Raw genomic sequence first — 12,911 nt, forward strand, 5'->3', positions numbered from 1 at the left:
CCGGCCGAGCAGCCTGCCGAACAGGCGGCGCCCGCCAACGACAACGCGCCGCAGGACAAGCTGCGCAGGAAGAAGCGGGATCAGCAGCAGACCGAGACCGCCCCGTCCGAACAGGCGCCGAAGACCGAAGCCCCCGCCGGCGGGCCCGCACAGCAAGCCGAGCCGCAGCAGAACAATCGGCAAGCTGCGCCCGCCGAAGGCGAACAGCCTCTGGACAAGGCAAAGAAGCGCAGGAAGGCTCTCGGCGAGCAGCCCGGCGCCGGTCAGGCCGTGACGGGAGAGCAACCTTCGAGCAAGCAGCCCGCCAGCGAAGGCCAGGCAACCACCGGCGGCCAGCCCGCTACCGGCGAACAGCCAGCTGAAGGCGGCGCGAACGCCGGCGCTGCCGCGCAGGGCGAAGCGCCTGCCAACGCGAATGAGGCTCCAATCCTCGACAGCCAGAAAGACGTCGTTCGCAAGCGCAAGGGCCGCCAGCCGGCTGGCCCGAACGAGAATGGTCAGGCAGGCGTCGAGCAAGGCGGCAACCAGGCTGGACAGCAAGGCGGCAACCAGGCCGAACAGCAGGGAGGCCAGCAAGCGCAGCGGCCTGCCCCGGTCGATCAGGGGCCGCCGCCCACCGACGACAAGACGGCGCAGCAGGCGATCCAGCCTGAAAAGATCGCTCCCGTCACCGAGGAAAAGGGCAAGCGCGTCGAACTCACGCCGCAGGACGTTGTCCGCGAGCGCCGCCGGCCGCAGGGTGCTGATGTGGTCAGGCAGTTCGGCGACCGCGTGATCCTCCAGTTCAACAACCAGACATTCGTGGAAAGCAACGAGGCACCTCGCATCACGCGCGGCGCCAGAGATGTCTACTACGAGGATCTTTCGGGCGGCCGAACCCGTGAAATCGTGGAGCGCGACAACGGCATCAGGATCATCACGATCCGCAACCGCAATGGCGATGTCGTCAGGCGTTCGCGCATCATGCCGGATGGGCGCGAATATGTGCTGAGCTATGTCGACGAGCGCTACTACAACGACGTCGACGAGTGGCGCGATCCCGGCGACGACCTGCCGCCGATGCGGCTCACCATCCCGCGGCGGGACTACATCCTGGATTCGGAGGAAGTCGAGGATCCGGACGAGTATTACACCTTCCTCGAACAGCCGCCGGTGGAGAGGGTGCAGCGCCTCTACTCGATCGACGAGGTGAAGCGGTCGGCCCGCGTGCGCGACATCGCACGGCGCATCGATCTCGACACGCTTAACTTCGACTTCGGGTCGGCTACGATCTCCGACACCGAGGTGCAGAAGCTCGATGGCGTCGCCAACGCCATGGAAAGGCTGCTGAAGAAAAATCCGGCCGAGACCTTCCTGATCGAAGGCCACACCGACGCCGTCGGCACGCCGGATGCCAACCTCGCTCTGTCGGACCGTCGCGCTGAGGCGGTTGCCGAGGCACTTACCAATGCCTTTGGCATCCCGGCCGAGAACCTCACGACGCAGGGTTATGGCGAGGAATATCTCAAGGTAAACACGCCTGGCCCGAACCGTGAGAACCGCCGCGTCGCCATCCGCCGCATCACCTCGCTGGTGGCGCCGGTAGCGAGCAACGGCGAGCAGTGACCAATCCCATGTCGCCCAAAAGTGTGCAGCGGTTTTGGGACCACGACATGCATTGACAAGGACTAGAGCGTTTCACCGTTTCGCGGAAACTGCGAAATGCTCTATGTCTTTGTTTTGACGCAATTCCTGACGGAAAACCGTGTCACACTTTTCCTGGAATTGCTCTAAGGCGCGTCACCTGACTCCGGGTCAGCGCGACGCGCTTTGGCGTGTGATTTCAAGGTGCTGATCCGATTTTCGGAATCAGCGCCTCAGATGAGGGCCCGTCCGCATCGGACGGGCCTTTTTCCTAGCCGGCTCAAGAAGAATTGTCCTGCTTGACCCGGCCTGCTCATTGAATCGCCGCATTGCCGCACCCAGATTCTGGGCAGGGCGTTCCCTGCCCTGTCCCGACTCCAGCGGGACACACTGAGCCCCGCCGGGTCCCCCTCTCCGGCGGGGTTTTTCGTCTGTCTGGAAACTTCTGCGGAGCCCTCATGAATGGCGCTGGCCAAGGACACGAGGCCGAGACCGATCGAGACGGCCTGCGGCCAGTCAGTAGATTCTTCTGACTTTCGTCTGCGAGTTCGCGAAGACCTCGTCGGGGACGAAAAAGTCGCCCGCGAGCTGATCGGCCCCGCCCGGCGCATAGAGTGAAAAATCCGTGATGCCTTCGGCGCGCAGCACTTCCTCGTCGATGTAGAAATTGCCGGTCGCCTCGCGCGACGCCCGCATGAAGATTGCGCGCGCCGCATCGGCCATGATCTCGGGCGAGCGGCTCATCGCCGCTACCGTCGCGCCGCCGAGAAGATTGCGCACGGCGGCCGTATCGATGGTCGAGATCGGCCACAGTGAATTCACCGCGATACCGTCCTTGGCGAACTCGGCGCTCATGCCCAAAGTGCACATCGACATGCCGAACTTGGCCATGGTGTAGGCGACATGGTTCTTGAACCACTTGGCCTTCATGTCGAGCGGCGGCGCCAGATTCAAGATGTGAGGATTGCTGGCCAACTTCAGGTGCGGAATGCACGTTTTGGAAACCAGGAAGGTGCCGCGCGTGTTGATCTGGTGCATCAGATCGTAGCGCTTCATGTCGGTTTCCAGCGTGCCGGTGAGCTGGATGGCGCTGGCATTGTTGACGCAGATGTCGATGCCGCCGAACCGCTCGACCGTCTTGGCCACCGCAACGGCGACCTGCACCTCGTCGCGGATATCGCAAAGCACCGGCAGCGCCTTGCCGCCGGCCTCCTCGATTTCCTCGGCCGCCGTGTAGATCGTGCCCGGCAGCTTCGGATGCGGCTCGGCGGTCTTTGCCGCGATCGTCACATTGGCGCCGTCGCGCGCCGCGCGCAGTGCGATCGCCAGCCCGATGCCGCGCGATCCGCCCGAGATGAACAGCGTCTTGCCCTTGAGCGACATGTCTCGCCTCCCTGTCTTCCTCGCGCGATCCTTGCCTGCACCGCCCCCGGGACACAAGGGTCAGCGCGCCCAGTCCACGGTGACGCAACGGAGCCTCGCTATCTTGCGCAGCCTCGCGATCGGGACGATCGCCTTTGCTGGCGATCACGCCGCCGTCGCGCGCCAGGCCTTCCTTCGCTACGGCAAAGGCCGCATGCCGCGGCCCTGAACTTTGGCGACGGCGTCGCCTATGCGGCGCGGCTCGAAGCGATGCCGCTGCTGTTCAAGGGCGACAATTTCCGCCCGACCGATATCGAAGCGGCTGTCTACCTGGACGCATCAGACCAGCACCAGCCCCTGCCGCATCGCAATCGCAATCGCATCGGTACGGTTGGCGGCACCGAGCTTGATCAGGATCGCGGCGACATGGAACTTCGCCGTGTGGACGGAAATGTTGAGCCGCCTGGCGATCACCTTGTTCGGCGCGCCTTCGGCCAGCAGCGCCAGCACTTCCGCCTCGCGCGGCGACAACGCCGGGCGGGACTGATGGTCGTCCGGCACGTCCTCTTCCGCGGATCCATCGTGGAAATCGCCAGGCGCGACCTCCGGCGATCCCGACCTGCTGATGTGATAGCCCGAAGCGGCCAACCGCGCCGCGGCGGCGATCAGCTGACCATCCGCCGACGGCGGCAGCACGGCGAGCACGTTGCCGGGAAGCCGCTCGCTGCCGCTGTGTCGGGAAAGCAGGACGGTGGGTATGGTAGAAGCGACAGCTCGGCTTGCCAAAGCCGTGTCATCGGTCACCGCGACATCCGCCGCCTGACCCGTGATGCTCCCCGCCAGCGTCAGCAGCAGATCGTCACTGACGGCGAGCGCATCGGCAAGTTGTTCGGCGCGCCGGGCATCGCCGAGCGCCACCAACACCATCAGCCGGTGGGCCGACGGTTCTGGTCGCTCGATCGTTTTTGCAGCCGTGCTCGCCATCGATCCTCTCAGTTCAGCGGCTTTTCGCCGATGGTGATTGAAACGTCTCGCTGCACGCCGCCACTCGATACGCCGAGCGTCACGGACGTGCCGGCGCTGTCGGGACCGAGCTTGCGGATAAGCTCGCGTGGACCATGCACGGCCTCGCCATTCCAGGCGACGATGATGTCGCCGACATGCAGGCCGGCGGCCTTGGCCGGACCGTTGTCGTCGAGGCTCATCACCATGGCGCCTTTCGTATCGCCATTGCGGATCGGATGCAGCCCGGCACCGAGATAGCCGCGCGCCACATGGCCTTTCTCGCGCAGCGTCGCCACCGCGCGCTCGATCGTCTCGTACGGCATCACCAGCGCACGCCGGCGCGGCCCGAACAAGAGCATGCCGATGAGGCCGCCCCTGGCGTCGAGCACCGGGCCACCCTCGAAGCGACCTCCGGTGTTGATGGCGAGGTTGATGCGCCGATCGATGGTGCCGCCGCGCATCGAGCGCCAAGCCGGACCGACCTCGCCGACGGTGCCGAATACGGCAAGCGCGGCGCCTTCGCTGTTGCCGGCGGCAATCGCCAGATGACCGGGCCGCACGGCAGCGGCCGGCGACAGCTGCGGCAGGTCCGAGGCGGCGGAAGCCGGCTTCAGCAGTGCAACGCCCGTCGACGGATCGCGACCGACAAGCTCTGCCTTGACGGTTTCGCCGGAAGCCAGCGTCAGCTCGATCTCCTCGCCGGCTTCGACCGCTTCCTCGGCGGAGACGAAGTAGCCGTCACGCCAGTGAAAGGCGCTCGCGGTGCGGTGGTGGTGCGTCACGAAACTCGCCACTGCCGCAGCAGCACCGCCTGCAACGTCGGCAACGGCATCGGAAAAGGCACTGAGGTTGAAGTCGCTCATAAGAATATCTCCTGGGTTCAGTGACCCAGATATCGCTCCACGGCGCCGCCCCCGGTACTCGCCTGACGGCTAGTCTGCGGCCGGACTGGCCATTTGGTCAGGTCGCGGCGCCCGCGGCTGCTCCGCACATATAGTCATCATTCCACATGGGAACACGCCGATGGCTCTCGCGGCCGAAAAACTTCCACCCGACGACATCCTGCTCGATGCCTACTCAATGTCCGTCGCCGACGCTGTCGACCGCATCGGTCCGGCCGTCTGCCGCATCGAGCGCATCGGCGCCGGCGGCCACGGCTCCGGCTTCGTCATCGCGCAGGACGGGCTGGTCGTCACCAATTTTCACGTCGTCGGCGATGCGCGCGCCGTGCGCGTCACCATGCCCGACGGCGCCGCGCGCGAGGGCCAGGTGCTCGGCCGCGATCCCGACACCGACATCGCCCTGGTAAGGGCCGACGGCAGTTTCGCCGATGTCGCGCCGCTCGGCGATTCCAAGCGCCTGCGCCGCGGCCAGATCGCGATCGCGATCGGCAATCCGCTCGGCTTCGAATGGACCGTCACCGCCGGCGTCGTCTCCGCGCTCGGCCGTTCGATGCGCGCCTCGACCGGCAGGCTGATCGACGACGTCATCCAGACCGACGCCGCGCTCAATCCCGGCAATTCGGGCGGGCCGCTGGTGTCGTCGGCGGGCGAGGTCATCGGCGTCAACACCGCCATGATCCATGGCGCGCAAGGCATCGCCTTCGCGGTTGCCTCGAACACCGCCAACTTCGTCATTTCCGAAATCATCCGCTTCGGCCGCGTGCGGCGAGCCTTTATCGGCGTTTCGGCCGACACCACCAACCTGCCGCGCCGGGCGGCGCTGCTGTCGCAGGTGACCACGAATACGGCGGTGCGCCTGCGCAGCATCGAGAAGAACGGCCCGGCGGCCAAGGCCGGCCTGAAGGAAGGCGACATCATCGCCGCCATCGACGGCCGGCCTGTTACCGGCGTTGACGATCTGGTGCGCATGCTCGACGCCGAGCGCATCGGCCGCGAGACGCTCTGCACCGTGGTGCGCCGCACCGGCGTCAGCCAGGTGGCCGTGACGCCGGTGGCGCGGAGCTAAGCCGATCCTGGACCGACGATCCGACCGAGCAGCGACACCAGCAATCGCGCCATTTCGCCGCTCGGGTCGAGGTCCGGGTCGAAAATGGTCACGTCCATGCCGATGCAGCGCTGGTCCATCGCTAACGGCGACAGGGTGGCAACGAGGTCGTCGGGATCGATGCCGGGACTGCCGGGCGAATCGACGGCCGGCATCACCGTCTGGTCGAGCACGTCGACGTCGAGATGCAGCCAGTAGCGCAAGCCGGCGCGCGCCAACGCCGCCCTTGTCGTCTCCACCATTCCCACCGCGCCCAGTTGGCGGGCTGCGAAGACATCGATGCGGGTGATCGCGGTCGCGTTTATGTCGGCCCAGGCAAAGTCGGGATCGCGGCTGTTGCGCTCGCCGATCTGCACCACCGCCTCGTCCGCGACCAGCGGACCGGCAATGCCCGGCCATTCTGTGAGCAGCGGCTCACCCCGGCCGGTGACGAGCGCCAGGTCCATACCGGCGGCGGAGCCAAGCATGGCATTGACGTCATAATTGCCGGGATGGCGGAAGTCGCTGTGGCCGTCGACATGCACCAGCGCGACGGGACCCGACCGCCGCGCGGCGGCGAGTGCGCCGAGCAGCACCGAGCAATCGCCTCCGATGACCAGCGGCCACTCGCCTTTCCCGAGCGCGTTAGCGACGGCATCCGCCAGTTCGAGATTGAAACGGCGGATGGCATGGCCGTTGCGCAGCCGGGTGCCAGGCTCCGGTTCGGCGCTATAGGCCGGCCGCGCGAGATCGGCGATTGCCGCGGGCGTCAAGGCTTCGACCAGCCCGGCCTCGTTCAAGGCCTCAGGCGCGCGCCAGGTGCCGGGCACATGGCCCGGCCGCAATGGCCGCAGCCCGAGATTGGAGGGCGCGCCGATAAGGCAGATGTCACGCATGCGGCTGGGTCCGATTCAATTCGCTCCAGCATAGATCGCCGCGAAGGGCTGCGGCCATATGGGCGCGGCCAAATGCCGACACCTGCTGCCAGATCGAAGCTCACGCTCTCGCCACGCCGTCGGCATATTGCGCCAGGAATTCCTCGCTCGGCGCAATCGGCTTGATGACGTCGATCAGCACGCCGTTGGGATCTCTGGTGATGAAGTGGCGCTGGCCGAAGGGCTCGTCGCGCAGCGAGCGCAGGATCGGCAGTCCGGCGGCGACGACGCGCTCATAAACGGCGTCCGGATCGGGGACCTCGAAATTGATCAGCAGACCGGACGTACGTCCGCGCCCCTCTTCCGGAATTGTCTCATGGTCGCCCTCGACGATGCCGAGATTGACGCGCCTGTTCTCGCTGGACCGCAGATGCACATACCAGTTGCTCGTAAACAGCGGCTCGAAACGGAAATGCTTAACGTAGAAGGCCGCCGTGCCAGCGACATCGCCGGTCATCAGCACCGGATAGTAGCTCGTCGTCTTCATCTTTCCTTCTCCTGCCTCATAACATACAGTCTGTAGGTAAATGCAATAACATACAGGCTGCATGTATGCAACGTGAATCCGGACGCCGGTCCAACCGCGACCGCACCGAGGCGACACGCGCCGATCTGATCCGCGCAGCGCGAAAGCTGTTCACGGAAAAATCCTATGCCGAGACCGGCACGCCGGAGATCGTAGCCGCGGCCGGCGTGACGCGCGGCGCGCTCTACCATCACTTCGCCGACAAGCAGGCGCTGTTCGCGGCAGTCGTCGAGCGGGAGGCGGCGGCGGTGGCGGCGGAGATCGACCATGCGTCGCCGCCCTTGCTGTCCGCGCGCGACGCCTTGATCGCCGGATCGGACGCCTATCTGGCGGCGATGCGCGCGCCCGGCCGCACGCGGCTTCTGCTGCTCGACGGGCCGGCCGTGCTCGGCCGCGCCGTCATGGATGAGATCGACAACCGCCACGGCAACCGCTCGCTGCGCGAAGGCTTGGTCGCCGCCATGCGCGCGCAAGCGATGACCAGATTGCCGGTTGAGGCGCTGACCGCCCTGCTGGCGGCCGCCTTCGATCGCGCGGCGCTAGCCATCGAGGCCGGCGCGTCCGGCGCGGATTACCGCGCGGTGCTGGTCGCGCTTATCGACGGCTTGTCTCCGGCCCCTGCTCCGTCCACACGCCCGGCTCCATCTCGTTGAAGCAGCCGAGCTGCCGCTTGAACTCATCGATCAGCCAGGACGCCGCCGGCTTGGGGCTGCGGTCGGTGCGGTGCATCGCGTACATCGGCGAGCGCACCTCACGGTAAGGCTCGAGATCGAGTTCGACCAACCGGCCGCAGGCAAGGTCTTCGGCGATCAGCCAGCGCGGCAGGCCGCCCCAGCCGAGGCCTTCTCGCATCAGCGCGTGCTTGGTGCGTACATCCGTCAATCGCCAGGTGCGGTAGGCAAAGACGCCATAGTCGCGACCGCGCGTCCGCTCCGACTGGTCGGAGACGACGAGCTGGATATGCTCGCGCAGATCCTCGACCGCGACCGGCTTCGGCAGTTTCGCCAGCGGATGGTCGGGCGCGGCCGCCGGCACCATCGAGGTGAAGCCGATGTGTAGCAGATTGACCTCGGCATCGCCTTGCAGGCCGCCAAAGCCGAGATCCGCTTGGCCGTTGACCACCTGGTCGACGATCAGGCCGAGCGAGCCGATATAGAGCCGCAGCATGACCGCCGGGAACTGGGCCTCGAACGCCTTGAGCACGCGCACCAATGCCGGTGAAGGCAGCGCCACGTCGACCGACACCGCCACTTCCGCCTCCAGCCCTTGCCGGTAGCCGTCGGCGCGCGAGCGGATGCGCTGCAGGACGCCGATCATGCGCCGCGCGTCTTCCAGCATCGCCTTGCCGACATCGGTCAGCTGCGGCTCGCGCACACCTTCGCGCTCGAACAGTTTCAGGCCGAGCTGCGCCTCGAGATTGGCAATGCCGTAGCTGACCACCGACTGCGCGCGGTTGAGCTTGCGTCCCGCGGCCGAGAAGCTGCCGGTATCGGCCACCGCCACCAGGGTTTGGAGCTGATCCAGGGTCGGGTTTGGCTGCATGGCTTCAGCATCTATTTTATTGATGGATTATATCGATGTTATACCAGTTTTTTCGATTGGCTGGCAATCCCACATTGGCGGGGAAAGTTCACTCCAACCCCAAGGGGACACCGCCATGTCTATTCTGCTTGTTACGTCCAGCCCGCGCGGCGCTGCTTCGCATTCAACGCGCGTCGCCACCGATCTTGCCGAAAAGCTGGTTGCCGCCGATCCGTCCAACACGCTTGTCGTGCGCGACCTGGTCGCCAATCCGCTGCCGCATATCGACCCTGATTACGCCACCGGCATCTACACGCCGGCCGAGGCCCGCACGCCGCGCCAGGCCGAAGTCGTCGGCGTTTCCGACGACGTGCTCGACGAGCTCTTCGCCGCCGACACGGTGATCCTCGCCACCGGCTTCATCAACTTCAACATCTCCTCGACGTTGAAGTCCTGGGTCGACCATGTCGCCCGCTCGGGCAAGAGCTTTGCCTATGGCGAAGGCGGCCCGAAGGGTCTCGTCACCGGCAAGAAGGTCTATGTCGTGCTCGCCTCCGGCGGCATCTATTCCGAGGGTGCGGCAGTGCAGATGGATCATGCCGTTCCCTATCTGCGCAGCGTGCTTGGGTTCCTCGGCATGACCGACGTCGAAGTCATCCGCGTCGAAGGCGTTGGTATGGGCGCCGATGCCGTCACGGCAGCGCTTGCCAAGGCCACCGCCAAGGTCGATGCCATCGCTGCCGCGAGTGCAAATGCCGACCAGGTCGCCGTCGCCGCGTAGTCAGGCCGGGTCATCAGGATGAAAAGGCAGGTGCCGACCAGCGCCTGCCTTTTTTCATGTCATCAAGCGGTGCGATCTGGAACGACCATTTCTTCCCGCTGGTGCTGACCACCTCCGACGATTTGAAGACACTGCCGCAGGGGCTGACCGTGTTCGTCGGCGAATTCACCGCCGACGGGAGTGTTGTTCGCCGGGCTGACTCTGGCGGCGCTGCCGGCTACCTTGCTCTGCATTGCGTTGTCGAAGCAGTTCATTTCCGCCATTACCCAGGGGCGGTCAAATAGGGCGCGGTCAAACAGCGAAAGATCAGGGCATCACAACGTGGCAAACCGGAACAAGATCATCATCACCTGCGCGGTCACAGGCTCGATCCACACGCCGTCGATGTCGCCGCATCTGCCGGTAACGGCCGAGCAGATCGCGACCGCGGCCATCGAGGCGGCCGAGGCGGGCGCTGCGATCGTCCATCTTCACGCCCGCGATCCGCTCGACGGACGCCCCGACCAATCGACCGAGGCATTCGCCCATTTCCTCCAGGTCATCAAGCAGCGCTCCAACTGCGTCGTCAACATCACCACCGGGGGTGCCGCGACGATGAGCGTGGAGGAACGCGTCAAGCCGGCGAAGGTGTTCGCGCCCGAGGTCGCGTCGCTCAACATGGGCTCGATGAATTTCGCGCTGTTCCCGATGCTGGAGCGATTCAAGACCTTCGAGCACGATTGGGAGCGGCCTTATCTCGAGAGCTCGCGCGACCGGATCTTCCGCAACACCTTTGGCGACATCGAGCACATATTGCGGACCTGCGCCGACAACGGCACGCGCTTCGAGATCGAATGCTACGACATCGGCCATCTCTACACGCTGGCGCATTTCGTCGACCGTGGCCTGGTCAAGGCGCCGTTCTTCGTCCAGAGCGTGTTCGGCATCCTCGGCGGCATCGGCACGCATCCGGAGGACGTCGCCCATATGAAGCGCACCGCCGACCGCCTGTTCGGCAACGACTACCACTGGTCGGTGCTGGGCGCCGGCCGCCACCAATTGCCGATCGCCACCCAGGCGATCGCGCTGGGCGGCAATGTGCGGGTCGGCCTGGAGGACTCGCTGTGGATCGGCAAGGGCAGGCTCGCCCGCTCCAGCGCCGAACAGGTGACCAAGGTGCGCCAGATCATCGAAGGCCTCGGCGCCTCGATCGCCACGCCCGACGAGGCGCGCCAGATCCTGCAGCTCAAGGGCGGCGACAAGGTCGCCTTCTGATCGGGGCAAGAAATCTAGCGATTGGAAGCCTGATTGCTGCGATTTCAGCAGCTAGCCGAACATCCTCTCGCCCTGCTCGTCGACAAGCTGGATGCCCTTCTTGATCGAGATGTCGATGGCGTCATCCAGCCCGGCGAAACGGTCGGCGCGGATGAAGCGATGCTCCTTCATCACGCCGTCCACTTCCTTCGAGACGATACCGCAGGTCTGGTACTGGCCCTCGGCCTTGTAGGGCGTCGCGCTGATCAGGAACCCCTTGTGCTCGACCTGCTTTGCCGGCTTGGCAGTGCCGGTCTCCGTTGCCTCACCACCGCCACCGCCAAAAAGCCGTTTGAGAAAAGACATTTTTCAAAACTCCATCTCACTGGGAAGGCCGCGGAATCGCGGCGTCCCACGTTCACTGAGGCTTTGTCTCAGCATGCTCGAATGCGCCGCCGTGTTCCAGTCCCTTGACAAAAACGCCGACCAGAAGCTCGACCTGACGCCAGATCTCTTCGGCCTGCCGGCTGTCCGAATTCGCAACATAACCGCTGGTCACGATGCCGTGCACGCTTGACCATAAGGTCCGGGCCGCAAGCGCGCGGCGCTCGTCATCGAGGTCGAAATCTCCCGCCTTGAGCACGCCGGCGACGATGCCGAACAGTTCGTCGAGCAACGCGTCGTAGGCGTCGGGACCGGGCCGCGTCGCGCGGCGGCGGTTGAAGGCAAGCACCGCTGGCCAGCTGCCGGGATGCGCCTCGACGAAGCGCACATAGGCGGCAGCCATCGCCAGGATGCGGTGCCGGACATCGGTCACCCCCTGCCTTTCGAGATCGGCCATGGCCGCTATGCCTGCCGCGCCCAAGCGGTCGAGCAGCCGCATATTGACGGCGCGATGCACCTCGTCGAGATCGGCAAACAGATTGTAGACGGATCCGACCGAAATGCCGGCTTGCTCGGCGATGGTCCGCGCTTTCAGATTGGCAGCACCGCCCTCGTTGAGAAGCGCCTCGGCGATGGCGAGCACCTTCTCGCTCATTTCTTCCTTGTCCAGCGCCATGCTGTTTCCTGTCTTGTGAGCGGTACCGGGGCGCCCGACCCGGACTCCATTCCATTTGTTTGCGTTTACCATGTCCGGCACCCCATGAACAGCGTTCAAAATAGTTCTTGAACAATGTTCATTTCCTGTTATGTTGACTTCGTGAACATTGTTCATACAACAGGGAGAAGACCATGCTTAGCCTGATCAAGACATTGCTGGATGGCGCCAGCGCACGGGCCGAAGACAATCTGAAGGATCGTTTCGCGATAGACCTTCTGGCCCAGCGCATCCGCGACGCGGAGGCGGGCCTCGCCGCGGCGAAGCAGACGCTCGCTGCGCTGATCGTGCGCCAGCGTGCCGAGCAGACCAGCCTCGACCAGCTCGACCGCCGCATCGCCGACCTGGAAACTCGCACGCTCAGTGCGCTTTCCGCCAACAACCAGGCGCTTGCCGAGGGCGGCGCATCCGCAATCGCCGAACTCGAGAACGAGCGCGAGGTCCGCCGCGCCACGGTCAAGAGCCTCGGCGAGAAGACCTTGCGGATGCGCCTGTCCGTCGAACAGGCGCATCGCCGCATCATCGATCTCAACCAGGGCATGATTTCCGCCAGGGCAATCGATGCCGAACGCCAGGCACAGGCGCGTCTCAACCGTTCGATCGGCCGCACCGCAAGCCTCAACGAAGCCGAGGAACTGCTCGCCCGCATCAAGGAGAGCAGCGATCCGTTCGAGGAGGCCGGCATCCTCGACGAAATCGACGGCGAATTGCGCCACGAGGCGATCCGCGAGCGCCTCGCCGAAGCAGGCCACGGACCGGCCACCAAAGTGCGCGCCGAGCACGTCCTGGCGCGCCTGAAGTCCCTGAACTGAACCCGCAATTTTCCCGAAACAGATCAAA

General features: G+C 65.2%; 15 protein-coding genes. 7 read left to right on the forward strand and 8 right to left on the reverse strand.

The window, feature by feature from the left end:
- Positions 1-1,605 (forward strand): OmpA family protein (locus F3H96_RS04440; protein WP_244619907.1); only part of this gene is annotated, 1,605 nt, incomplete at its 5' end.
- 534 nt (positions 1,606-2,139) lie between these two features.
- Here the strand turns inward: F3H96_RS04440 and F3H96_RS04445 are convergent.
- From F3H96_RS04445 to F3H96_RS04460, 3 genes are all read right to left on the reverse strand, one after another.
- Positions 2,140-3,006 carry an NAD(P)-dependent oxidoreductase gene (locus F3H96_RS04445; protein WP_149790734.1) on the reverse strand — a complete coding sequence of 289 codons (867 nt, stop codon included), beginning with the start codon at positions 3,004-3,006 and terminating at the stop codon, positions 2,140-2,142.
- Between the two features lie 318 nt (positions 3,007-3,324).
- Entirely contained in the window at positions 3,325-3,969 is a 645-nt protein-coding gene (locus F3H96_RS04455) for a helix-turn-helix transcriptional regulator (protein WP_149790735.1), read from the reverse strand.
- An 8-nt stretch (positions 3,970-3,977) separates the two neighbouring features.
- Positions 3,978-4,853: a S1C family serine protease gene (locus F3H96_RS04460; protein WP_149790736.1), complete on the reverse strand. Its 876-nt coding sequence runs from the start codon at positions 4,851-4,853 to the stop codon at positions 3,978-3,980.
- Between the two features lie 160 nt (positions 4,854-5,013).
- Between F3H96_RS04460 and F3H96_RS04465 the strand changes: the two genes are divergently transcribed.
- The gene (locus F3H96_RS04465; protein WP_149790737.1) at positions 5,014-5,958 is read left to right on the forward strand and encodes a trypsin-like peptidase domain-containing protein; all 945 of its coding nucleotides are present in this window, start codon (positions 5,014-5,016) and stop codon (positions 5,956-5,958) included.
- Here F3H96_RS04465 and F3H96_RS04470 read toward each other — a convergent pair.
- Together F3H96_RS04470 and F3H96_RS04475 are read right to left on the reverse strand one after the other, a co-directional pair.
- A complete protein-coding gene (locus F3H96_RS04470; protein ID WP_210248147.1) occupies positions 5,955-6,872 on the reverse strand; it encodes an arginase family protein in 918 nt (305 codons plus the stop codon). The genes F3H96_RS04465 and F3H96_RS04470 overlap by 4 nt on opposite strands.
- 100 nt (positions 6,873-6,972) lie before the next feature.
- The gene (locus tag F3H96_RS04475; protein WP_149790738.1) at positions 6,973-7,398 is read right to left on the reverse strand and encodes a VOC family protein; all 426 of its coding nucleotides are present in this window, start codon (positions 7,396-7,398) and stop codon (positions 6,973-6,975) included.
- A gap of 65 nt (positions 7,399-7,463) precedes the next feature.
- On the opposite strand from F3H96_RS04475, the gene F3H96_RS04480 reads away from it, so the two are divergent.
- The gene (locus tag F3H96_RS04480) at positions 7,464-8,090 is read left to right on the forward strand and encodes a TetR/AcrR family transcriptional regulator (RefSeq protein ID WP_149790739.1); all 627 of its coding nucleotides are present in this window, start codon (positions 7,464-7,466) and stop codon (positions 8,088-8,090) included.
- Here the strand turns inward: F3H96_RS04480 and F3H96_RS04485 are convergent.
- On the reverse strand, positions 8,032-8,979 hold the full coding sequence (locus F3H96_RS04485; protein WP_149790740.1) for a LysR family transcriptional regulator: 948 nt from the start codon (positions 8,977-8,979) through the stop codon (positions 8,032-8,034). The genes F3H96_RS04480 and F3H96_RS04485 overlap by 59 nt on opposite strands.
- Positions 8,980-9,094: 115 nt before the next feature.
- Between F3H96_RS04485 and F3H96_RS04490 the strand changes: the two genes are divergently transcribed.
- The 3 genes from F3H96_RS04490 to F3H96_RS04500 are packed head-to-tail and all read left to right on the forward strand — an operon-like array spanning position 9,095 to position 10,993.
- A complete protein-coding gene (locus F3H96_RS04490; RefSeq protein ID WP_149790741.1) occupies positions 9,095-9,739 on the forward strand; it encodes an FMN-dependent NADH-azoreductase in 645 nt (214 codons plus the stop codon).
- A 56-nt stretch (positions 9,740-9,795) separates the two neighbouring features.
- On the forward strand, positions 9,796-10,023 hold the full coding sequence (locus F3H96_RS04495) for a hypothetical protein (RefSeq protein WP_244619908.1): 228 nt from the start codon (positions 9,796-9,798) through the stop codon (positions 10,021-10,023).
- Positions 10,024-10,060: 37 nt separating this feature from the next.
- Positions 10,061-10,993, forward strand: a complete 933-nt coding sequence (locus F3H96_RS04500; protein WP_149791156.1) for a 3-keto-5-aminohexanoate cleavage protein — start codon at positions 10,061-10,063, stop codon at positions 10,991-10,993.
- A gap of 51 nt (positions 10,994-11,044) precedes the next feature.
- Here the strand turns inward: F3H96_RS04500 and F3H96_RS04505 are convergent, their stop codons facing one another.
- Both F3H96_RS04505 and F3H96_RS04510 read right to left on the reverse strand, forming a co-directional pair.
- The gene (locus F3H96_RS04505; RefSeq protein ID WP_149790742.1) at positions 11,045-11,338 is read right to left on the reverse strand and encodes an HlyU family transcriptional regulator; all 294 of its coding nucleotides are present in this window, start codon (positions 11,336-11,338) and stop codon (positions 11,045-11,047) included.
- A 52-nt stretch (positions 11,339-11,390) separates the two neighbouring features.
- A complete protein-coding gene (locus tag F3H96_RS04510) occupies positions 11,391-12,032 on the reverse strand; it encodes a TetR/AcrR family transcriptional regulator (RefSeq protein ID WP_149790743.1) in 642 nt (213 codons plus the stop codon).
- A 173-nt stretch (positions 12,033-12,205) separates the two neighbouring features.
- Here F3H96_RS04510 and F3H96_RS04515 point away from each other — a divergent pair, with 173 nt between their 5' ends.
- Entirely contained in the window at positions 12,206-12,883 is a 678-nt protein-coding gene (locus F3H96_RS04515) for a PspA/IM30 family protein (protein ID WP_149790744.1), read from the forward strand.
- The last annotated feature ends 28 nt before the right edge of the window (positions 12,884-12,911 follow it).

It is taken from the genome of Mesorhizobium sp. NFR06 (assembly GCF_900115245.1).
GTDB lineage: Bacteria > Pseudomonadota > Alphaproteobacteria > Rhizobiales > Rhizobiaceae > Mesorhizobium.

Coding starts and splice junctions, on each gene's coding strand:
- F3H96_RS04455 (WP_149790735.1), bottom strand. CDS start 3,969: ATGGCGAGCACGGCTGCAAAAACGATCGAGCGACCAGAACCGTCGGCC.
- F3H96_RS04485 (WP_149790740.1), bottom strand. CDS start 8,979: ATGCAGCCAAACCCGACCCTGGATCAGCTCCAAACCCTGGTGGCGGTG.
- F3H96_RS04460 (WP_149790736.1), bottom strand. CDS start 4,853: ATGAGCGACTTCAACCTCAGTGCCTTTTCCGATGCCGTTGCCGACGTT.
- F3H96_RS04470 (WP_210248147.1), bottom strand. CDS start 6,872: ATGCGTGACATCTGCCTTATCGGCGCGCCCTCCAATCTCGGGCTGCGG.
- F3H96_RS04515 (WP_149790744.1), top strand. CDS start 12,206: ATGCTTAGCCTGATCAAGACATTGCTGGATGGCGCCAGCGCACGGGCC.
- F3H96_RS04480 (WP_149790739.1), top strand. CDS start 7,464: ATGCAACGTGAATCCGGACGCCGGTCCAACCGCGACCGCACCGAGGCG.
- F3H96_RS04510 (WP_149790743.1), bottom strand. CDS start 12,032: ATGGCGCTGGACAAGGAAGAAATGAGCGAGAAGGTGCTCGCCATCGCC.
- F3H96_RS04475 (WP_149790738.1), bottom strand. CDS start 7,398: ATGAAGACGACGAGCTACTATCCGGTGCTGATGACCGGCGATGTCGCT.
- F3H96_RS04445 (WP_149790734.1), bottom strand. CDS start 3,006: ATGTCGCTCAAGGGCAAGACGCTGTTCATCTCGGGCGGATCGCGCGGC.
- F3H96_RS04490 (WP_149790741.1), top strand. CDS start 9,095: ATGTCTATTCTGCTTGTTACGTCCAGCCCGCGCGGCGCTGCTTCGCAT.
- F3H96_RS04505 (WP_149790742.1), bottom strand. CDS start 11,338: ATGTCTTTTCTCAAACGGCTTTTTGGCGGTGGCGGTGGTGAGGCAACG.
- F3H96_RS04465 (WP_149790737.1), top strand. CDS start 5,014: ATGGCTCTCGCGGCCGAAAAACTTCCACCCGACGACATCCTGCTCGAT.
- F3H96_RS04495 (WP_244619908.1), top strand. CDS start 9,796: ATGTCATCAAGCGGTGCGATCTGGAACGACCATTTCTTCCCGCTGGTG.